Here is a 20,559-nt window from a genome sequence, read left to right on the forward strand (position 1 = left end):
ATCGCGTCCGCATGACAATAAATATTTTAGATAGGAGGGATTACAACAAACGATTTCACCTGTCCTCCTGCCGCGCGTAGCGTCCCCGAACTCCGCAAACTTGGAGAGCATGAACCAAAGTGGCTTTGCTTAATCTTAGGTGAGCGGCAACTGTGAAAATGAGGTTAGGGACATGAGCTTAGTAACTGGAACTGCGCGCACCGGCGAGGCTGCGGCCGTCGCCGAGGCGCCGCTTCTCGATGGGAGACCTGTCATTATCGGCACGCTCGCGATCTGTGTTTTCTATGTCGGCGTGCGTATCTATGAACAAGTTTTTGGCTGGTACGCCGGGCTCGATTCCTTCGCGCCCGAGTTCACCACCTACTGGATGACCATCCTCTACATCGAGGAACCGGTCGAATTGATCTCCTTCCTCGCCCTCGTGGGCTGGATGTGGAAGACCCGCGACAGGGACATCGCAAGTGTCCAGCCGCGTGAGGAAATGCGCCGTATCTTCAATCTATTGTGCTGGATTCTCGTCTATGGTGTCGCGATTTACTGGGGCGCCAGCTACTTCACCGAGCAGGATGGCACCTGGCATATGACCGTCATCCGTGACACCGACTTCACCCCGAGCCATATCATCGAGTTCTATATGAGCTATCCGATGTATATCGTCGTCGGCGTGGGCGGTTTCATGTATGCGCGGACCCGGCTCCCGACCTTCGCGCTCAAGGGCTGGTCGGTTGCTTACGTTCTGCTGTTCGTCGGCCCGTTCATGATCTTCCCGAACGTCGGGCTCAATGAATGGGGTCACACCTTCTGGTTCATGGAGGAACTGTTTGTTGCTCCGCTGCACTGGATGTTTGTGTTCTTTGGCTGGTTCTCGCTCGCGGTGTTCGGCGTTGCCCTGCAGATCCTTGGCCGTGTTGGCGAACTCTGCAAAGGCTACGAAGACCTGCTCGGTGTCGAACCGGCGGAATAAACTAAGCGCTGGCGGAGCCAATCTCTCGGCCTCTCATTCGGCTCCGCCAGGGTTAAAGCTTTGGAGTCGTGCTTCTAAGGAGCACTGCACTTTGCTGTTGGAGTAAGCTCAACTGAAATCCGCTCCGCTAATCCGGCGCGGGCAATTTGGAATTTATGTCCGGGGAGCGCCCCCGTTGGAGCAGAAGAACCAACGGGGGAAATCATTTAAGGAAGGTCGTATACATCATGATCACACGAGGATTAACCGCGTGGCTGCTCGCCACAGTACTGTTCTCCTCGTCCGGGTATGGCCACGGCGGAGTGGGCATGGTAGACAATAGATGCGTTTTGCGGATCGGCCCCGACCTCATGTTCTTCACCGGGTACCAGCCGCAGAGTACCCGAGAAGAGTTTTGCGACGATATTCCAACCGCCGGGCAAACGGTCGTCGTGCTGGACATGCAAGATACTGAGCTCCGCGACATGCTCATGGAAATCCGCATCATCAAGGATTTAGGAACCCATAGGCGGACAAATGGGCTGCCGGTTCTGACAGATGCGGAGCTGGCGAGCCCCGAAGTCCTCGATCCTGTCACCATCGCCTATGTCCCAGCGAAGAAATACCCGTCAGGCACGCTAAACTTCGTGCACACTTTTCCCGACAACGGGAAATTCATCGGCATCGTGTCAGTGAAAAACATACACGGCCAGACCTATGTCTCCCAGTTCCCGTTTGCAGTGGGCCAGCCACTTGGCAAAAGCTTGGCGCTCTATGGGATGATGATCGCGGGCTTGTTCGGCACTGTTTACGGCCTGTGGTACTACGGCCGGACGCAGAAGCCCCATTCCCAGAAAAAACCGGCGTGAAGAACTCTGGCATGGTAGGCGTTGCGGCTGAGCTGGATGATTTTCACGAAAAAGAGTCGCAGCTCCGATTATGTGAACCTTCATCTCGTTGTGGCGGGCGAGAGCGGCACCTTTTTGAGCGGTCAAGCCGGTTGTACTCGACCATAGCAATCATGACGCATGGCTAACTGGAAAGGCTGGCGTTGACGTGTTGCGACCCGCGCCGAACAATCTATTGCGGCATGTAGCCGGTCTCGAAGCGATCTAGCCCCGCGCAAGCGCAGCTGGATGCAGTGACGCGCCGGGCGCGATAAATGCGATTGGCCTAGCTCATTCGAGCAGTCTGCTATATTTTTGATCCATGCTGAATCGGAAAACTCATGAAATTGATGCGCTCGGCCGCGGCGTTTATAGCTCAGCTGAAGCTTTACGGCTCATCAATTTCAGTCGCGGCCAAGGTATTACAAGACGAAGTGTCTCAGGGCAGACAATCTCGCGGTGGCTGAATGGGTATGACTATGAGGTAAGTGGTGAAAAGCGCCATTCCGCGCCACTCTGGCGTTCGGACTACGCGAACGATGACGGCGCCGTACAAGAGATTAGCTTTCGAGATTTGATTGAGCTTAGGTTCGTTAAAACATTTCGAGATTTAGGCTTGTCCCTGCCCACAATACGGGATTGCTTCATTAGGGCCGTGGAAGAGGTTAATGACGAGCGCCCATTCTCTACGCAAAAGTTCAGAACCGATGGCAAGACCATTTTCTTAGATATCATGCGGGGTGTGCATGAGGGCGAACTAATTGATCTTCGCCGCAAGCAATCGGTCTTCAGGTCCATTGTTGCACCTAGCCTCCAGGATCTGGAGTTCGACGCCGATGAACTTGCTCGCTGGTTCCCGTTCGGTAATGGGCGAGCCTCTATTGTAATCGATCCAGCCCGATCGTTTGGACGGCCTGTTATCCGCGAAGCGGGAGTGCCGACTGAGACGCTTGCGTCGGCCGTAAGGGTGGAAGGTTCAATTGAAAACGTTGCTCGATTATACGAGGTGAGTCTTTTGGCGGTCCGGGACGCCCTTGAGTTTGAACAGAAACTCGCGGCGTGAAGCTTCTTTTAGATCATAATCTTAGCCCAAAGCTTGCTCGAGCGCTCCAATCAATTTTCGACGAACACACGATCGTTCCTCTCCGTGATCGATTTGAGAAGACTACGTCCGATGAAGTGTGGATCAGCGTTCTTGATAAGGAGGGTGGATGGGCGGTCCTGACAAAAGATCTTAGGATTCGCACCCGGCCACATGAGCGCGCGGTAATGGATCGGAGCAAGATCGTGTTCTTCTTTTTGTCCAGCAGCTGGAAAAATTATGCGGTGGCCGAAACGGCGGCTCGGCTTATCCGCCTCGTTTCAAAGATGGCAGCACAGGTCGAACTAGCTGACCGTGGACGTTTCGACTTGCCAATCAATGCTGGTTCAAAGTTACGGCCATACCGCGACTGATCGCTCCCCGAATTCCCGATTTCTGCTTCCCCTGCGCTTCCCCGGTCAGTCGCTCACTCCGGTTCGGCCCTGCCCTCTCTTCTAAAATCCATGATATTTCATATGTTTGCATTGGTGGGCGGTGACGGGCTCGAACCGCCGACCCTCTCGGTGTAAACGAGATGCTCTACCAACTGAGCTAACCGCCCGCGATCTATGCCTGACTGGGGAAACTGGTCGCACACTGGGTTTCGAGCGTCAACGCCATACCGCTGCGGCGCCAAGCCAGCCGAAATCATATCGCGATCGGAGCCGCTATGGGGGGGTGCGGATCATAGCCGTCGAGAGTGATATCCTCAAAACGAAAATCGAAAAGCGACGCAATCTTTGGATTGAGCTTCAGCTGGGGCAATGGCCGCGGCGTCCGGGTGAGTTGCAAGCGAGCCTGTTCGAGATGATTGTGATAGAGATGCGCATCGCCGAAACAATGCACGAAATCGCCCGTCTCGAGGCCGGTCACATGGGCGATCAGCGCCGTTAGCAAGGCATAGCTTGCGATGTTGAAAGGCACGCCCAAAAACACGTCCGCCGACCGCTGGTAGAGCTGGCATGAGAGACGTTTTGCGCCGGTGGCGCCCTCGCTGACGTAAAATTGAAACAAGCAATGGCAAGGTGCGAGCGCCATCGCTGGCAGATCCGCGGGGTTCCAGGCGGAGACAATCAGACGGCGGGAAAATGGATTTCGCTTAATCTCCTCCACGACATCGGAAATCTGATCGATAACCCGGCCGTCCGGGGCCTGCCAGGCCCGCCATTGCTTGCCGTAGACAGGCCCAAGATCGCCGCTTTTATCGGCCCACTCGTCCCAAATGCCGACACCTTGGGTTTTCAGATAAGCGATGTTGGTGTCCCCGCGCAAAAACCACAAAAGCTCATGGACGATGGATTTCCAATGCAGCTTCTTGGTCGTGACGAGCGGAAAACCTCGGGCCAAGTCAAACCGCATCTGATAGCCGAAAATCGAGCGCGTTCCGGTCCCGGTGCGGTCGGCTTTGCCCTCGCCGTCGTGCAGGATTTTGGCGAGAAGTTCGAGATAGTTTTGCATGCGCGAAGTTGTAGTGCCTTTCCACGGCGGCGGGAAATCAGACTTGCTTCGTGCAAGGGCTACGGCCCGCGCCGGGTAACCGGATCGGACCGTTAGGCCAGGCTTGCTGCGATCTGGGTAAGGGTCGCTTTTTCCGCATCGCTGACCTGGACGCCGCCAAATCCCAAAAAGCCTCCTTCCGAGGCAGCCTCGGCGACGGATTGGCTGATATGCTGGAGCCAGCCCTTGAAGGATGCGGCATCCGCGGGCGATTTCGCGCTGACGAGGGCCGCCGCCTGCTTCAGGATTTCCAAGGATTTCGACACAATCTCGGCGGGCGTTTTTCCAGATAGCTGGGTCCGCAGACCATCGCGGGCGGCGGCGCGTCCCTCGCCCGTCTCGAATTCTCCAGCGAGAGCCCTGATGAGTTCCGTAGCGCTGGCATCGTGTTTCGCGCCAATCACCGCTTTCGCGGTGGCCATGCTTTCCTTAAGGGTTCCCCAAAGCCCGCTGGGATCGGCGGCGGTCACGGCGAGCGCTGCCATCATCACGCTTTCCAGAAGAGTCTTCCATTCCTCGGCCGTGAAATCCGTTTTGCCCGCCATTGGTTTCCTCCTGTGCCGGTGCCCGTTCGCACGCGTTTATCGATTATCAATGCCTGTTGACAGGACCGCGACCAGAGCCGGCATTCGCAGTTATTTTGACTTTGGCAGGGGATAGAGTCGCAGGTCTAAGATAAAATGCTTACCGCGCTCGCCGGATCCAGCCAAGTGGCAACTAAAGGAATATTGCAGCTGGACTGTCTCACGCGCCCTAGCCGCCGCTTTGCGCCTTGTGCTGATGTGTGCGTTGGGTTTGTTTCACGCGTCGTGTTCCCCTTTAAAAAAAGCGCGGTCATGTTATATTCAAAAAGCCGCCTAGTGCGGCTATGGCGATAAACGGCGTCGAAATAAGCTCTTCGGACCCGGGGGCGGTACCCGGCGCCTCCACCAAAGCCTGCGGTGCGTCCAACGATGCGTGGCGCAGGTTTTGGCGGGGGCGAAATAGGTTCGACGGGGAGTGTAAAGGATGATCTTTTGCCCGGCATGGTTCCGCCGTCATCGGGCCGATCTTATAGTTGCCAACGACAACTATGCTCCGGTGGCTCTTGCTGCGTAATGCGGTAATGGTACCGAAATTAAGTCCTTAAGGGTAGCACTTTAAGGCGGGGTTCGGAGGCACCTGGCAACAGAAGCCTCCACTTATTGCTGGAAATCCCGCCCAGGGAACTGGAAATCAATCCAAGAAAATGCAGATTTTTTGAAGTGAGTATGTAAGAAAACGGGCGCTCAATGTCCGTAGCGGCAGTTTGCCCCGAAGACCGCATGTTCCGCATCTGACATTTGAATAGGTTTCGTTTCAAGATTGGCCAAGCAGGGCGGATTGCATGCCGGTTGACCTTCTCCGTTATGATCTCCTCGTGCAGGACGCATTGCGCGGCGTCATCCGGCAAGTGCTTTACGGAGCCGCGCGGGACGGCCTGCCCGGAGATCATCATTTTTACATTAGCTTCCGCACCCATGCGAAGGGCGTGCGGCTTTCGTCGCGGATGCGCGAACTCTACCCGGACGAAATGACGATCATTCTGCAGCATCAGTTTTGGGATTTGACCGTCGGCGACGACTCGTTTGAAGTGGGGCTTTCCTTCCGGAACATGCCGGAAATGCTGCTGATTCCCATCGAAGCGGTGACCCGTTTTTTCGACCCTTCGGTCGGGTTCGAGGCGAAATTCGCCGTCGAGGACGAGGCGGCGAACCTTGAATCGGGGAACCCCGGACCGGCGCGGCTGCACGCAGTACCGGCGAGCGGTGAGGAAAGCACTCCATTGCTACTGGAAGCTGACCCGGCGCGGCAACCCGACAGCCCAAGCCCAAGTGTCGAGGGGGCATCCGTGGACGATGCGGGCCCGCATCGGAACGATTCCGCCCAAAACGGGCCTAAGGTTGTTTCGATCGATGCCTTTCGCAAAAAAAATTAGCGGAGAATAAGCATAATATCGCGCGTTTATGCCGCAACGCAGCTTGTTGCGTCTCCCGGGGGTTTGTGGTTTTGAATCCTCGGGCTCACCGACGCAAAAGGAAGAAAATGAAAGGCGCGCCAATCCGGCCGCGGCTTGAAAGCCGCTTTTACGAATTTGCCAGATCTGCCCTGGCACGCGGCGCGATCCAAGGCATCCGCGTCCTTGCCGGGAGCCTGACGCTTCCAGGGTTATTCGGTCTTTCGGCACTGTTTGCGGGTGCGGCCCTCGCGGATGGGATCCCAGAACCCGGCCAGATCGGTTTCCAGGAAGCCGCCACGCCGATCGCCCATGAAATTGAATTTTTCCACAATTGGATCTTGCTGCCGATCATCATTTCGATCTGCGTGTTCGTTTTGGCATTGCTGATCTATGTGATTGTCAATTTCAATGAAAAAGCCAATCCTGAGCCCGCGCAAACGACCCATCATTCAGGCCTCGAAGTCGCTTGGACCGTGGCCCCGGTGATGATTCTTGTCGTGATCGCCATTCCTTCATTCCGGCTTCTCACTCATCAGTTGACCATGCCGCCGGCGGACGTCACGGTTAAGGTGACTGGTAAACAATGGTATTGGACGTATAGCTATCCCAAGGATCAAGGCGGTGGTTTCGAATTCGATTCCGAGATGATCCAGGCGGCCGACCTCAAGCCCGGTGATATTCGCCAACTCTCCGTCGACAACGAGGCAGTGGTTCCCGTGGGGAAGGTCGTCCACCTTCAGGTGACCGCGGCGGATGTGATCCATTCATTTACGGTTCCTTCGTTTGGCATCCGCATCGACGCGGTTCCTGGCCGGCTGAACGATACTTGGTTCAAAGCCGAGCGTGAGGGAATTTACTACGGCCAATGCTCCAAGATTTGCGGCAAGGACCATTCCGACATGCCGATTGCGGTGCGGGTCGTGAGCGAGGAAAAATATGCGGCTTGGCTTGTCGAAGCGAGCAAGAAATTCGCCTCGATAGAGAGCCGTCCGGTCCATTTTGCTGCCAATGGCGCTCCCGGCGCCAGCGGACAATAATTTAGCTGCATACATAAAGTTCGAGGAGATGCCCTTGTCTGCGACCATAGTGGAACGCACGGCGGAACAGCATGACGAGCATGCGGCGCATGACCATCCAACCGGGTGGCGGCGATACCTTTTCGCGACCAACCACAAGGATATCGGCACGCTCTATATCCTTTTCGCCATTGCCGCCGGCTTTTTCGGCGGCGGTTTGTCGATTTTGATGCGGATGGAGCTTCAGGAGCCCGGCATCCAAATCTTCAATCATCTCGCCCAAATCGTGAATGGAGCGACACCTGAAACGGCGATCGACGCGGCGAAGAACCTCTACAATGTCACCATCACCGCGCATGGACTGATCATGATCTTTTTCGTGGTCATGCCCGCGTTGATAGGCGGCTTCGGCAATTGGTTCGTTCCCATCATGATCGGCGCGCCGGACATGGCCTTCCCACGCATGAACAACATGTCGTTCTGGCTGCTGGTGTCGTCATTTGCTCTGGCGGTGATTTCGATGTTCGTCGAAGGTGCGCCCGGGATGAAGGGATTTGGCGGCGGCTGGGTTCTTTATCCGCCCCTTTCGGCGAACACGGGGCATCCCGGCCCGGCGATGGATTTCATCATTCTTTCCATCCACCTTGCTGGCGCTTCCTCGATTCTCGGGGCGATCAATTTCATCACCACCATCTTCAACATGCGCGCTCCCGGCATGACCCTGCACAAAATGCCGCTGTTCGCTTGGTCGATTCTGGTGACGGCTTTCCTGCTCGTGCTCACCCTGCCGGTGCTTGCTGGCGCGATCACCATGCTTCTGACCGATCGCAATTTCGGCACGACCTTTTTCGATCCTTCTGGCGGCGGCGATCCGCTGTTATTCCAGCATTTATTCTGGTTTTTCGGTCACCCGGAAGTTTACATCCTCATTCTCCCCGGCTTCGGCATCATCAGCCAGATCATTTCGACGTTCTCCCGTAAGCCCATCTTCGGCTATCTCGGCATGGCCTACGCCATGGTGGCGATCGGTTTCGTCGGATTGGTGGTTTGGGCGCATCATATGTACACGGTCGGCATGTCGCTCGATACGCAGCGATATTTTGTCTTCGCCACAATGGTGATCGCGGTGCCGACGGGCATCAAAGTGTTTTCATGGATCGCGACCATGTGGGGCGGCTCGATTTCTTTCCGGCCTCCGATGTTGTGGGCGGTGGGGTTCATTTTTCTGTTCACTGTTGGTGGCGTCACGGGTGTCGTTCTCGCCAACGCCGGCGTCGACCGCGCCTTCCATGAAACCTATTATGTCGTCGCACACTTCCATTACGTGCTGTCGCTTGGCGCCGTATTCGCGATCTTCGCTGGGTTCTATTACTGGTTCCCCAAGATGACCGGCTACATGTACAATGAAAAAATCGCCGCGGCACATTTCTGGGTCATCTTCATCAGCGTCAATATCACCTTTTTCCCGCAGCACTTCCTTGGCCTCGCGGGGATGCCGCGCCGCTATATCGATTATCCGGACGCCTTCTCGCTGTGGAACAGGGTTTCGTCCTACGGTGCCTATCTCTCCGGCATCGGCGCCCTTTTGTTTCTCTACCTGCTTTATGACGCTTTCACCAAGAAGCGGCTGGCTGGCAACAATCCCTGGGGTCCGGGCGCGACCACGCTCGAATGGACCTTGTCGTCTCCGCCCCCCTTCCACACCTTCGAGACGCTTCCGGTCATCACCGGGTCTGACCACTGAAGTTCGCGGCGTGCCTGTGACTTGAGAAGATATCTTTGAAATCGTCATTTGGCGTTTAGCCACGCCCGAAACGGTGCAAATGAGTTTGATCAGCGAAAACGATCTCGGCGTTGTTGGAAGCTTTCAGGTTTCGGTGGCGCGCCCCTCCGATTATGTGGCGCTGCTGAAACCGAGAGTCATGTCCCTCGTGATCTTCACGGCGCTCACGGGGCTTTTGATCGCGCCGCAGCATGTGAACCCAATTGTGGGATTTGCCTCGCTGCTGGCGATCGCGGTCGGCGCGGGCGCTTCGGGCGCCCTCAACATGTGGTACGACGCCGACATCGACGCCTTGATGCGGCGGACGCAAAAGCGGCCGATTCCGGCAGGACGGATGCATCGGGACGACGCGCTCGGGTTTGGCTTGGTGCTGTCGGTGTTGTCGGTGATGATCCTCGGTATTGTCGCCAATTGGCTCGCTGCCGCGCTTCTTGCGTTCACCATCTTTTTTTATGTCATAGTCTATACAATGTGGCTCAAACGTTTGACGCCGCAGAATATCGTGATCGGAGGCGCCGCTGGTGCCCTGCCGCCGATCGTCGGCTACGCCGCCGTGACGGGTGAGATCGGCCTCGCGAGCATCGCCCTTTTCGCGATCATCTTTGTCTGGACACCCCCCCATTTCTGGGCTCTTGCCCTGGTGAAGTCCGATGAGTACGGCCGCGCTGGAATTCCGATGCTGCCCAATGTGAAGGGCCCTGATCGCACCCGCCGCGATATTCTTCTCTACGCCCTTGTTCTTGCCCCGCTCGGCATGGTGCCTTGGTTCATGGGCACAGCCTCCTTGGCTTACGGCATTATTGCAAGCGCTCTGGGCGTGGTGATGCTGGTGTTTGCGGCGCGCGTTTTCTATATTCGGACTGGCCCGCGGGTTGGCCGCTGCGCGATGCAGCTTTTTGGCTTTTCGATCCTCTATCTCTTTTTGCTTTTCGCGGTCATTGCTGGTGAACGGATGCTGGCGATGCTGGTCTCGATCCTGGCAGGGTGAGGGCATAAAGATGGAACGTAAAATGCAGGGTCTCGTGCTGACGCCGGAGCAACTAAAAGCCCGGCGGCAGCGCAATATCGCGATCGGCCTGGCGATCGGCTGCGTCGCCCTCTTGTTCTATGCCGTCACGATCGCCAAGCTTGGTCCTGGTGTTCTCAACCGGCCGTTGTGAGAAACTCCATGAGCAGCGCGCCGTGACATTGCAGGAAGTTCCCCCGGCCTCCGGAGTCCGGCGCAAGCGTCTGATCGCCCTTTCGGCCGCCGCCTCGAGCCTTGCCATGCTTGGCCTGTCATTTGCCGCGGTGCCGCTTTACCGCGCCTATTGCGCCGCGACCGGATATGGGGGGACGCCGCAGGTCGCCAAGCTGGCACCGGCATCCGAGGGCGAACGTGATTTGATCGTGCGGTTCGATGCCAATGTCGGCCCTGGCCTCGCCTGGACATTTGTGCCCGAAACGCCAGAAATCAAACTGCGTACCGGCAAGACCGCGACCATTTTTTACAAGATCACGAATATGTCGGATCAAGCGACACTGGCGCGGGCCGCCTTCAATGTCAGCCCCGAAAGCGCCGGCGCTTATTTCGACAAAATCGCCTGCTTCTGTTTCAAAGATCAAAAGCTCGGCCCCCGCGAAACGCTGGAATTGCCGGTTGTTTTCTTCCTTGACCCCGAGCTTGAAAAGGATGCCACCATGGTGGGGGTCGAGACCATTACTCTTTCCTACACGCTTTATGCGGCCAAGCCTCCAACGCAAGACACTGTAGCGGCCAAGGAGAAGCCTCTTTAACGAGACGTTTGGTCGCCTTGACCTGCGGCTCCAATCACGGCAAACGCCGCTTCACTAAGTCTCGCGGTCAACGTTGGGCCGCCCGCTTTTGGCGGCTTTGTCAGTTCAGGTTCACGAGACGGGAGAAAACAAATCCGATGGCGGATGCTCACGCGAAACCCAACCACGATTACCACCTCGTCGCGCCAAGCCCTTGGCCGATTGTCGGAGCGTTCGCCGCTTTCGTTCTTGCGACCGGCGCAATCCTATGGATGAAGCATATTTCCTTCGCCGGTATCAAACCCGGCAGCTTAATCTTTGGCGCCGGTCTCCTCGGCGTCCTTTACACCATGTTCGTGTGGTGGCGCGATGTCATCGCGGAGGCGGAGCGCGGCGGATTTCACACTTACGTGGTCCAGATCAGCCACCGCTACGGGATGATTTTGTTCATCGCCTCGGAGGTGATGTTTTTCGTTGCCTGGTTCTGGGCCTTTTTCGATGCCAGCCTGTTTCCGGGATTTGCCATTCAATTTTCAAGAGCCGAATTCACGGGAGGTATTTGGCCGCCGAAAGGCATTGAAGCGCTCGACCCGTGGCATCTGCCGCTCCTCAACACGCTTCTCCTGCTCACCTCGGGCACGACCGTCACTTGGGCCCATCATGCCCTCCTGCACAATGACCGTTTCGGCCTGAAGGCCGGGCTCATCTTAACCATTCTTTTGGGCGCCACCTTCACCGGCGTTCAAGCCTTTGAATATGCCCATGCCCCCTTCGCGTTCAAAGGCTCGATCTATGGATCGACCTTCTTCATGGCGACGGGTTTTCATGGCTTTCACGTTATCATCGGAACGATTTTCCTCACGGTTTGCTTAGTGCGGGCGTTTGCCGGGCAGTTTACGAGCAAGCAGCATTTGGGTTTTGAATTCGCGGCGTGGTACTGGCATTTCGTCGACGTGGTCTGGTTGTTCCTGTTCGCCTGCATTTACGTGTGGGGATCTTGGGGAGGCGTGATCGAGCGTTGACAACGCCGCTCATGGCAAGGACCAAGGGCGGCCTCGTGCCGCCCTTTTTGTACGCCCAGCCAAATGCCGTTAGGAAAATGAATGAGTGCCGGACAACCCTATGCGCCGCAATCACCTTTCGTATGCGGGGTCAGGGGAACCTGCCCACGGTGCGGACGGGGCAAGATCTTTTCCAGATTTCTTACCCTCGCGCCTCGTTGCAGCACTTGCGGCCTCAATCTTGGCTTTGCCGATTCTGGTGATGGCCCGGCGGTCTTCGTCACCCTCCTCGGTGGTTTTCTCGTGCTCGGCGCGGCGCTCTGGACGGAGCTGCAATACGAGCCGCCGTTCTGGGTCCATCTCGTGGTCTTTCTGCCCCTTACGCTTGTTGTGTGTCTTGGACTTCTGCGTCCTCTGAAGGGAATACTTATTGCCCTGCAATATCGCAACAAGGCCGAACAAGGACGCCTGAAAGAGTAAAATCATGCCGCGACCCAGGGGGAGCCTTGTTTGGCTCGCCGCCTTCACTTGCGCGGCCGCCGCAATTCTCGTGTCGCTGGGAGTGTGGCAGCTCCACCGCCTTGCCTGGAAGGAAGGCTTAATTACGAACATCGAGGCGCGGGCAAGTGCCGCGCCGCAGCCGCTGCCGCCGCTCGCGGACTGGCTGGCATTGCGTCCAGAGGATTACGAATACCGGCATGTCACCCTCAAGGGAATCTTTGAAAATGGCGAGGAAGCGCTGGTGTTCCGGCCCTCGGGTGGGAGTGCTGGCAAGCAGCCCGGCTACCACGTGCTGACGCCGTTACGGCTGAAATCAGGCGGCATTGTCATCGTCAATCGCGGTTTTGTACCGCTCGATCGCAAGGAGCAAAACAGCCGGAAAGCCGGACTCATCGAAGGCGAGACGGCACTCACCGGTCTGATGCGTCAGCCGGAAACACGCAATTTCTTTACCCCTGCGGATGATCCGGCGGCTGGAAGCTATTTCACCCGCGACCCCGGCTTGATCGCAAGGCATTTTGGTTTGGCCAATACGGCACCCTTCAGTGTCGATGCCGACGAGAGCCTCGTTCCTGGGGGCTGGCCGAAAGGCGGCGCGACCGAGCGTAACATCCCCAACAACCATTATTCCTATGCCTTGACGTGGTTCGGCCTGGCTTTGGCTCTGATCGGCGTCTTCGTCGCTTTCGCTTGCCAAAGACGCTGAAAAGCAGCTGGTGCCGGGAGGTGCGCGCGGGTTACGATTTCCCTTTCGGTGCATTATGTTAGATAGACAAAGTTTATCCTGCCGCGCGAGAGGCGCAAGGTCACCACGTGAAATACATTTCGACACGCGGCGAGGCGCCGCCGGTTCCCTTCGTTGAGACACTGCTGGCGGGCCTCGCGCCGGACGGTGGCCTTTATTTGCCGCAAGCCTATCCACGCCTCCCGGATGCCACGATCGCCGGTTTCGCCGGCAGACCCTATGCGGAAGTCGCGGAGGCGGTTATCGCGCCCTTTCTAGCGGGAGGCATTGAGACACCGGCACTGAGGGAGATGATCACGGCTGCCTACAAAAATTTCCGGCACCCGGCGATTGCCCCCTTAACTCAGCTCGATTCAAATGTGTTCGTGCTGGAATTGTTTCATGGACCGACGCTTGCCTTCAAGGATCTGGCGATGCAACTGCTCGCCAGAGTCATCGATCATGTCCTCGAAGCGCGCGGCGAACGGGCAACCATCATAGGGGCGACCTCCGGCGATACGGGCGCCGCGGCGATTGCGGCCTTTGCTGGTTTGCCGCAAGTCGATGTCTTCATCCTTTACCCGCACGGCCGTATCTCAGACGTCCAACGGCGGCAAATGACGACGCTGGAAGCAGACAATGTTCATACCATCGCGGTGGAAGGCACGTTCGACGATGCCCAGGCCTGCGTGAAAAACATGTTCAATCATAAGGCCTTGCGCGAAGAGCTGAATCTATGCGGTGTGAATTCGATCAATTTCGCGCGCATTCTTTTCCAAACTGTCTATTATTTCACGTGTGCTGCTGTTCTGGGCGGCCCGCACCGGAAAATATCCTTTGTCGTGCCGACCGGCAATTTCGGCGATATTTTCGCCGGATGGATGGCCAAACGCCTGGGCCTGCCAATCGACCGGCTGGTGATCGCAACAAATTCCAACGATATTCTCTCACGCACCCTAGAAAGTGGTCAGTATGCGGTGCAAACGGTTCAGGCAACCCAATCGCCTTCGATGGATATTCAAATATCGTCGAATTTCGAGAGGTTGCTTTTCGAAGCGCAAGGACGCGATGCAGCTGCCCTCCGCCGCTTGATGGCGGGATTGCGCCAATCGCAAAAGTTTACCATCGAGACAGGCCCCCTCCAGACAATCCGGGACGAGTTCGACGCGTTTAGCGTCAGCGAGGCGGAAACCACGCGGGAAATCGCACAGAGCTGGCGGGAAGCTGGCTATCTTGCCGACCCGCACACAGCCGTGGGATTGTGCGCGGCCCGTAAGGCCGGTCACCTAGGGGCTAGCCCGTTGGTTGTCCTCGGAACAGCGCATCCTGGTAAGTTTCCAGATGCGATCGCCCGAGCAACGGGCATACGCCCGGAACCGCCCCCTCAGTTCGCGGGACTTTTCGACAAGAAAGAGAGATTTTCGATTTTGCCCAACGATCAAAATGAAATCGAGCGGTTCATTCGCGCCAGCGCCACCACAGGCGCGACGAAACGAGCCGCCTCATGAGCGTCGAAATCACCACTTTGCCATCTGGGCTGCGTATCGCGACCGAGCGCATGGCGCATCTTGAAACCGCCTCGCTTGGGGTTTTTATCGGCGCAGGATCACGTCACGAGAGGGCCAACGAGCATGGCCTGTCGCATCTTCTCGAGCATATGGCGTTCAAGGGAACGCGGCGGCGCACGGCGCGCGATATCGCCGAGGAGATCGAGACGGCGGGCGGTGATCTCAACGCGGCAACCAGCACCGAACATACCGCCTATTACGCGCATGTTTTGGCCGCCGACGTTCCCCTCGCACTTGATATTCTCGCCGATATTTTGACCGAAAGCACCTTCGACAGCGTCGAACTTGAGCGCGAGAAAGGTGTTATTTTACAAGAAATTGGCGCCGTCGAAGACGCGCCGGACGATCTTGTCTTCGAATTGTTGAATGCCACCGCTTTTCCAGATCAGCCAATCGGGCGGCCCATTCTCGGCACCAAGGAACGGGTTTCCGGGTTCGGCAGGGAGGCCATCAGCACCTATCTCGATTCTCATTACCGGACTGGCGTGACGGTGATCGGAGCGGCCGGAGCCGTTGATCACGCCGTGATTTGCGCCGAGGCCGAACGGTGCTTCGGGCGTCTATCCTCGCAAGGCATCGAGACCAAAACCGCGCCGGCCCGCTACCAGGGGGGCGACACGCGACTGCGTCGGCGGCTCGAACAGGCGCATGTCGCGATCGGCTTTGAGGGTACAAGTTACGCGCATGAAGATTTTTATGCGATGCAGATTTTCGCCAGCGCCGTGGGCGGCGGAATGTCCTCGCGCCTTTTTCAAGAAGTGCGCGAGGCGCGCGGGCTCGCTTACACCATCCATGCTTTTCATTGGGGATATTCGGATACTGGGGTGTTCGGCTTCTATGCCGCGACGAGCGCGAAGGATATTGGCGAATTGCTGCCGGTCGCGCTCGATTGCCTAGGTCAAGCGGCGATGAATCTGAGCGATGCCGAAATCCGGCGAGCCAAGGCGCAAATGAAGGTGTCTCTCTTTGCGGCGCTTGAATCGCCGGGTGCCCGTTGCGAGCAAATTGCCCGGCAGCTCATGGCTTTCGACCGGGTTCTGACGCGCGACGAAATCGTTGCTGCCATAGACCGTCTTGAGGTCGCGCAAATCCGCGCCGCAGGCGCGCGGGCCCTGCGGTCACCGCCAGCTGTCGCCGCGATCGGTCCCGTGGCGAAGGCGTTTACACCTGAGCGCATCGCTTCGCGGTTGCGCGGGATCTGAGGGAGCTGCAGCGTGGCGCTCTTCCGCCTCTATCCCCCCGTCCATGCCCCGACGTTTGTGCGCGGAGAGGGCCTTTATTTACGCCCGCCCGAGATGCGCGATTTTGAAGCCTGGTCCGCGTTACGAGCTCAAAGCCGCAGGTTTTTGACACCATGGGAGCCGACCTGGCCCAGCGACGACCTGACGCGCTCCGCCTTCCGGCGCCGGGTCAAACGCAACCAGCAAGAAATCAACAATGACGAGGCCTATCCTTTCCTGCTCTTTCGCGACGACGATGTCCTGACGGGCGGCCTCACTTTGGGGCAGGTCAAACGCGGCGTGGTGCAAGCGGCAACGCTCGGCTATTGGATCGGGGAGGTGTATGCGCAGCAAGGTTTGATGTCAGCTGCTGTCCGCGCGGTGACCGGCTATGCCTTCGCCACGCTCCGTCTTCACCGCATCGAGGCCTCCTGTTTGCCGCACAATGAAGCCTCGAGAAAACTCTTGGAACGGACCGGATTTACAAGGGAGGGCTACGCGCGCGCCTATCTGCGCATCGACGGGGTATGGCAAGATCATTTGCTCTTCGGCCTGCTGGAAAGCGATCTCTTGCCGGCGCGCCGGCGGTAAAATCCGCCACGCAATGCCTCAAATCCAATTAGCGTCTGAATACCTGGCCGGGCGCTGTCGTTGCGTGGCCCGCCCGCCATGTCAGCACGAAGTAAACAACGATCAAAATTATATTGGCAAAGGCCCAGAACATCGAAAAGGAACCCGGCACGCCTAAAGTGACCAAAATTTGCGCGATTGCGCCCAGAAGCCAGATCACCCCTCCCCACGGGGCCGCTAGCCACAATCCAACTGCCGCGACCAGATCAAAAATTGCGAAAAAAATCACCGTGCCGCCGCGCACGGAGTTCACCGCGTCCAGAAATGTTTGCGACGGCAGCAGGATTGCGCCCCATTGCCAAAGCCCTTGGATGACCCAAAGTCCCGCGAGCAGGCGCATGAACACGACCAATTGAAGCCCTGCTTGATCTTCCTTGAGGGCGCTCAGCGACGGTTCGCCGAGGCGAATGGCAGCCCCGGAATCAGGGGGCACCGAAACTTTGTTTAACCCGCGCGAGAATTTCATTGGGCGGCGCCTTGCGGAGTAAAATCGAGTTCATGGCTGCCAAGCGGCGCGAAATATGAATCGATGCTAGATGAATTGATGCTCTCGATCGCAGGTGGATTCCAGCGAGGGCGATTGTCCTTGTCGATGATCACGGCGCGCACTCCCTCGTAGAAATCTTGGCCTTTGACAATCCGCGAAACGATACGGAACTCGGTCCGCAAGGCCTGGTCGATGCCGAGCTTGGCGCCGATTTGCATTTGCCGCAACGCAATCGCAAGACTCGTCGGCGATTTGGAACGTATTGCATGCGCCGCGGAACGCGCAAAATCCGATCCAGCCCTGCCCTCGTCATCGAGATTGGCGAGAATCGCGGAAACACTTGCGGCAGAGAAACAGCGTACGATCAATGTGCTTTGCGGGGCGAGCACCGAGATGGGGGACGCCGCTCGTTCGGCCGCGATCGCAGCGTCGATGGGCTCGCCATCGATCAGTCTTTGCACGAAGTGCGGGTGATGCGAGGAAGGAACATGTGTCTGCGCAACTCCGAAAGCAAGAGCGTCGCCGCAAGTCATGCGGGCGCTGGTCAAGGCGAGATAAGTCCCAACATGCGCCGGCAAGCGCGGCAGAAAAAAAGTCGCACCCACATCGGGAGCAAAGCCAATGCCGGCTTCCGGCATGGCAAAGGTGAAATTTTCTCCCGCGACGACAAGCGAGCCATGAATGGAGATACCGGCGCCCCCGCCCATGACGATCCCATCCGCCAAAGCAATATAGGGTTTCGGATACAGCTTGATGCGATGATTGAGCTGGTATTCCTCGCGCCAAAAGGTCAGTTGATCCGCGTGGCGCCCTGCCCTGCCAAGCTCATACATTTTCCGGATGTCACCGCCGGCGCAAAAAGCCCTATTGCCAGCGCCCTTGACGATGACCCGGCCGACCGCCGCGTCCCCCTCCCACCTGTCGAGCGCGCCGGCCATTTCCCGTACCATGTTCAAGGTCAGGGCGTTGAGCGCCTTGGGACGGTTAAGTGTGATAATGCCGCACGAAGCCGCTTTCTCGCAAATGATTTCCGGCTCGTTCATGACACCAAAACATCGATTTATTTCGTGCAGGCGGGTTCGCTCAGAAGCTCGAGACTGGACATTTCGCCAGCAAGTACGAAATCGCCATAATCAAGTTTGAGCGCGCGTGAAATGCCGTTTTCATAGAGGTCGAATGACAAAATATAACTTGGCCCGTCGTCCTTTTTGCCGCCATCGAAATAGCTGATGGAAACAGGCCAGCGACGAATATTGTCGAGTTCTGGAATGTGAGCTGCTTTCTCGACGGCGGGATCGGCAATCGGCCGCCCGATATAGGTTGTCGTTTCATAGATCTTCGTACCGGTTTCGGAACCGTCGTAGACTTTGACTTCAAGCAGATTCTCGCCTGCGATCGCCGCCGCCAGTATGCGTTTCAAATGTTCGGTTGGAAAGACCACACCGGCATCAAGTTCGACCTTGCTGCGCTTTGGCTTGGAAAGGTTAACCAACAAGCGCCCGCTCCCGGATTTCCAAGCTTTTCCATCAACCGCCTCGGCGGTGGCGCTGTCGATACTTGTTTGTACCTTGAAGTCAAAGCTCCGGCCGTCGGCATCCTCGAAGGTCGCCGAATGCATATCCGACACACGCGTCGGTCCTTCGGCTGGCTGCAATTCCGTAAGTTGCCGAAAATTTTGAACGTAGCCATCGCAAGCGGAACCGGTAAAATCGAATGCTATACGTCCATGCGCGGCCGTCGGACTTTTGGTGCCCACCGATTTCGCCAGAGTCAATTCATAGACGGCACGATGCGAGACAAGCGAAAGTGTCTTGTTAGGATGCGGGTTCGTTTGGGGCGTTGGCACCGTGGTCGCCGCTTTCGATGCGGATACCAGGAATTGCGAGGAATCAGAAGTCGAAAGGGTCAGGACGATTCCAGCTGCGAACAGCAGGCGGGCATGACTTCTTAGCATAAGCGACTCTTCTCCAACAATTAAGGGGTCAATGACCGGCTAAGTTCAATTCAAAGCCGGGAAACGCGGATTTGGCGTCTTGATACACCGCACTTTGTTTAAGACCTGCGTCACGCCGCCGGCCCGCCGCGTAGCTATCTATTTGCCGCCCGCATCCCCTTACATACTGTGGCCTGACCGAATGTCGGAGTTTAGGATTTCAAGGCATAACTGGCAACCCCTCTCTAGGTGGCAAACCCGCGCAAGCTTTACAATCGACAGGTTTTGCGCTTTTGGGTAGGTTTCACAATCGAGGATGCGTGATGACGGTCGAAGAGAGATTGACGGCATTGGGAATAGAGTTGCCCTCCCCTGCGGCTCCTGTCGCCAATTATCTTCCCTTTGTCTTGTCAGGTTCGATGCTTTTCATCTCCGGACAGCTTGCTTTCGGACCGGACTCCAAGCTTGAGCCCACGCACATTGGCAAAGTCGGCGCGGGCGTATCCGAGGCCGCCGGAAAGGCGGCTGCCCGCTTATGTGTTATTAATATCCTCGCGCAAGCCAAAGTGGCGTTGGGCAGTCTCGACAGGATTTCGCGCTGCGTAAGACTCGTCGGGTTTATCAATGCGGCACCGGGTTTCACCAGTCTCCCAGGTGTTATGAATGGCGCATCGGATTTTATCGTCGAGGTCTTGGGCGACAGCGGCCGCCATGCAAGATCCACGGTCGGCGTCGCCGAATTGCCATTGAATTGCGCTGTCGAGATCGAGGCCTTGTTTGAGATCGTGAACACTTGACGCGACATACAGCCAATGCGCCCGGCTGGCTGACGTCGCGGCCGATCGCGCACCGGGGACTCCATTCCAAACGATCCGGATTGGTCGAAAACACCCCGGCCGCTGCAACGGCAGCAATCGCCAAAAATTACGCGATTGAATGCGACATCCAATGCTCGAAAGATGGCGAGGCCGTTGTCTTTCATGATTTTACTTTAGACCGATTGATGCGGGCGCATGGCCGCGTCGATGGTGTTACCGCAAGCGAACTTGAGCGCTTGGCCTATAAAGAATGCGACCAACACATCGTTTCATTAAAGGAATTTCTCGCGATCATCGATAGCCGCGTCCCGGTGATCGTCGAGATCAAAAGCCGCCATGATGGCGATATGCGGCTCGCCGCCCGCGCCCTGACCAGTGTCTCCGCCTATCAAGGTCAGGTGTGCCTGAAAAGCTTCGATCCGGCGGTGCTCGTCCATCTGCGGACATCCAGCGTGCGGTGTCCACTCGGTCTCGTCGCGCAAGCCCGCTACGATGACGAAGAATGGTTGGAGCTTCCGTCGGAGCGGCGCAGGAGTCTTGCCGATCTCAGTGATTTTCCACTCACGCGGCCTGATTTTCTATCGTGGAACCTTGATGATTTGCCGCATGCCGTTCCGATGCTCTGCCGGGAGGCCGCCGGAATGCCGGTCATGACTTGGACCGTGCGTTCGCAAGGGGATCTCAAGCATGGGCGTAGGTGGGCGGACCAGATTATTTTTGAAGGATTTGAGCCTTGA

22 protein-coding genes, 1 tRNA gene and 1 other RNA gene are annotated in these 20,559 nt (G+C 57.2%); 18 read left to right on the forward strand and 6 right to left on the reverse strand.

The window, feature by feature from the left end; all coding sequences use genetic code 11:
- The first annotated feature begins 172 nt into the window (after positions 1-172).
- The 3 genes from amoC to QEV83_RS01620 all read left to right on the forward strand — a co-directional run bounded on the left by amoC (position 173) and on the right by QEV83_RS01620 (position 2,893).
- Positions 173-964: a bacterial ammonia monooxygenase, subunit AmoC gene (gene amoC, locus QEV83_RS01610; protein ID WP_280129554.1), complete on the forward strand. Its 792-nt coding sequence runs from the start codon at positions 173-175 to the stop codon at positions 962-964.
- Positions 965-1,191: 227 nt separating this feature from the next.
- The gene (locus tag QEV83_RS01615; RefSeq protein ID WP_280129555.1) at positions 1,192-1,812 is read left to right on the forward strand and encodes a hypothetical protein; all 621 of its coding nucleotides are present in this window, start codon (positions 1,192-1,194) and stop codon (positions 1,810-1,812) included.
- A 340-nt stretch (positions 1,813-2,152) separates the two neighbouring features.
- On the forward strand, positions 2,153-2,893 hold the full coding sequence (locus tag QEV83_RS01620) for a DUF433 domain-containing protein (RefSeq protein WP_280129556.1): 741 nt from the start codon (positions 2,153-2,155) through the stop codon (positions 2,891-2,893).
- A gap of 504 nt (positions 2,894-3,397) precedes the next feature.
- Here the strand turns inward: QEV83_RS01620 and QEV83_RS01625 are convergent.
- The 3 genes from QEV83_RS01625 to QEV83_RS01635 form a co-directional block, all read right to left on the reverse strand.
- A tRNA-Val gene (locus QEV83_RS01625) sits at positions 3,398-3,473 on the reverse strand.
- An 86-nt stretch (positions 3,474-3,559) separates the two neighbouring features.
- Positions 3,560-4,369, reverse strand: coding sequence for a thymidylate synthase (locus QEV83_RS01630; RefSeq protein ID WP_280129557.1), 810 nt, complete (start codon positions 4,367-4,369; stop codon positions 3,560-3,562).
- Between the two features lie 92 nt (positions 4,370-4,461).
- Positions 4,462-4,953, reverse strand: coding sequence for a hypothetical protein (locus QEV83_RS01635; protein WP_280129558.1), 492 nt, complete (start codon positions 4,951-4,953; stop codon positions 4,462-4,464).
- Between the two features lie 269 nt (positions 4,954-5,222).
- Between QEV83_RS01635 and ssrA the strand changes: the two genes are divergently transcribed.
- From ssrA to QEV83_RS01700, 13 genes are all read left to right on the forward strand, one after another.
- Positions 5,223-5,590: a transfer-messenger RNA gene (gene ssrA, locus QEV83_RS01640) on the forward strand.
- A gap of 184 nt (positions 5,591-5,774) precedes the next feature.
- The gene (locus tag QEV83_RS01645; protein ID WP_280129559.1) at positions 5,775-6,365 is read left to right on the forward strand and encodes a ClpXP protease specificity-enhancing factor SspB; all 591 of its coding nucleotides are present in this window, start codon (positions 5,775-5,777) and stop codon (positions 6,363-6,365) included.
- 107 nt (positions 6,366-6,472) lie between these two features.
- A complete protein-coding gene (gene coxB, locus QEV83_RS01650) occupies positions 6,473-7,423 on the forward strand; it encodes a cytochrome c oxidase subunit II (RefSeq protein ID WP_280129560.1) in 951 nt (316 codons plus the stop codon).
- A 49-nt stretch (positions 7,424-7,472) separates the two neighbouring features.
- A complete protein-coding gene (gene ctaD / locus QEV83_RS01655) occupies positions 7,473-9,146 on the forward strand; it encodes a cytochrome c oxidase subunit I (protein WP_280130942.1) in 1,674 nt (557 codons plus the stop codon).
- A 79-nt stretch (positions 9,147-9,225) separates the two neighbouring features.
- The gene (locus QEV83_RS01660; protein ID WP_280129561.1) at positions 9,226-10,173 is read left to right on the forward strand and encodes a heme o synthase; all 948 of its coding nucleotides are present in this window, start codon (positions 9,226-9,228) and stop codon (positions 10,171-10,173) included.
- A 10-nt stretch (positions 10,174-10,183) separates the two neighbouring features.
- A complete protein-coding gene (locus QEV83_RS01665) occupies positions 10,184-10,345 on the forward strand; it encodes a hypothetical protein (protein ID WP_280129562.1) in 162 nt (53 codons plus the stop codon).
- A 22-nt stretch (positions 10,346-10,367) separates the two neighbouring features.
- Positions 10,368-10,961 (forward strand): cytochrome c oxidase assembly protein, encoded by a 594-nt coding sequence (locus QEV83_RS01670; RefSeq protein ID WP_348273249.1) that lies wholly within the window; start codon positions 10,368-10,370, stop codon positions 10,959-10,961.
- Between the two features lie 137 nt (positions 10,962-11,098).
- A complete protein-coding gene (locus QEV83_RS01675; protein ID WP_280129563.1) occupies positions 11,099-11,962 on the forward strand; it encodes a cytochrome c oxidase subunit 3 in 864 nt (287 codons plus the stop codon).
- Positions 11,963-12,043: 81 nt separating this feature from the next.
- The gene (locus tag QEV83_RS01680) at positions 12,044-12,421 is read left to right on the forward strand and encodes a DUF983 domain-containing protein (protein WP_280129564.1); all 378 of its coding nucleotides are present in this window, start codon (positions 12,044-12,046) and stop codon (positions 12,419-12,421) included.
- Between the two features lie 4 nt (positions 12,422-12,425).
- Positions 12,426-13,148 (forward strand): SURF1 family protein, encoded by a 723-nt coding sequence (locus tag QEV83_RS01685; protein ID WP_280129565.1) that lies wholly within the window; start codon positions 12,426-12,428, stop codon positions 13,146-13,148.
- Between the two features lie 107 nt (positions 13,149-13,255).
- Positions 13,256-14,674, forward strand: a complete 1,419-nt coding sequence (thrC, locus tag QEV83_RS01690; protein ID WP_280129566.1) for a threonine synthase — start codon at positions 13,256-13,258, stop codon at positions 14,672-14,674.
- Positions 14,671-15,936: a pitrilysin family protein gene (locus tag QEV83_RS01695; protein WP_280129567.1), complete on the forward strand. Its 1,266-nt coding sequence runs from the start codon at positions 14,671-14,673 to the stop codon at positions 15,934-15,936. The genes thrC and QEV83_RS01695 overlap by 4 nt, the downstream gene beginning before the upstream one ends.
- Positions 15,937-15,948: 12 nt before the next feature.
- Entirely contained in the window at positions 15,949-16,545 is a 597-nt protein-coding gene (locus tag QEV83_RS01700; protein ID WP_280129568.1) for a GNAT family protein, read from the forward strand.
- Between the two features lie 28 nt (positions 16,546-16,573).
- Here the strand turns inward: QEV83_RS01700 and QEV83_RS01705 are convergent, their stop codons facing one another.
- Genes QEV83_RS01705 through QEV83_RS01715 form a run of 3 tightly spaced genes read right to left on the reverse strand, consistent with a single transcriptional unit; the run spans position 16,574 to position 19,025 of the window.
- The gene (locus QEV83_RS01705; RefSeq protein ID WP_280129569.1) at positions 16,574-17,050 is read right to left on the reverse strand and encodes a hypothetical protein; all 477 of its coding nucleotides are present in this window, start codon (positions 17,048-17,050) and stop codon (positions 16,574-16,576) included.
- On the reverse strand, positions 17,047-18,114 hold the full coding sequence (locus tag QEV83_RS01710; RefSeq protein WP_280129570.1) for an enoyl-CoA hydratase/isomerase family protein: 1,068 nt from the start codon (positions 18,112-18,114) through the stop codon (positions 17,047-17,049). Before QEV83_RS01710 ends, QEV83_RS01705 begins: the two co-directional genes overlap by 4 nt.
- A gap of 17 nt (positions 18,115-18,131) precedes the next feature.
- A complete protein-coding gene (locus tag QEV83_RS01715) occupies positions 18,132-19,025 on the reverse strand; it encodes a cell envelope integrity EipB family protein (protein ID WP_280129571.1) in 894 nt (297 codons plus the stop codon).
- Between the two features lie 299 nt (positions 19,026-19,324).
- Here QEV83_RS01715 and QEV83_RS01720 point away from each other — a divergent pair, with 299 nt between their 5' ends.
- Positions 19,325-19,801 carry a RidA family protein gene (locus tag QEV83_RS01720; RefSeq protein WP_280129572.1) on the forward strand — a complete coding sequence of 159 codons (477 nt, stop codon included), beginning with the start codon at positions 19,325-19,327 and terminating at the stop codon, positions 19,799-19,801.
- Positions 19,798-20,559, forward strand: a complete 762-nt coding sequence (locus QEV83_RS01725) for a glycerophosphodiester phosphodiesterase family protein (protein WP_280129573.1) — start codon at positions 19,798-19,800, stop codon at positions 20,557-20,559. Before QEV83_RS01720 ends, QEV83_RS01725 begins: the two co-directional genes overlap by 4 nt.

The sequence above is a fragment of the Methylocapsa sp. D3K7 genome (genome assembly GCF_029855125.1).
Classification (GTDB): domain Bacteria; phylum Pseudomonadota; class Alphaproteobacteria; order Rhizobiales; family Beijerinckiaceae; genus Methylocapsa.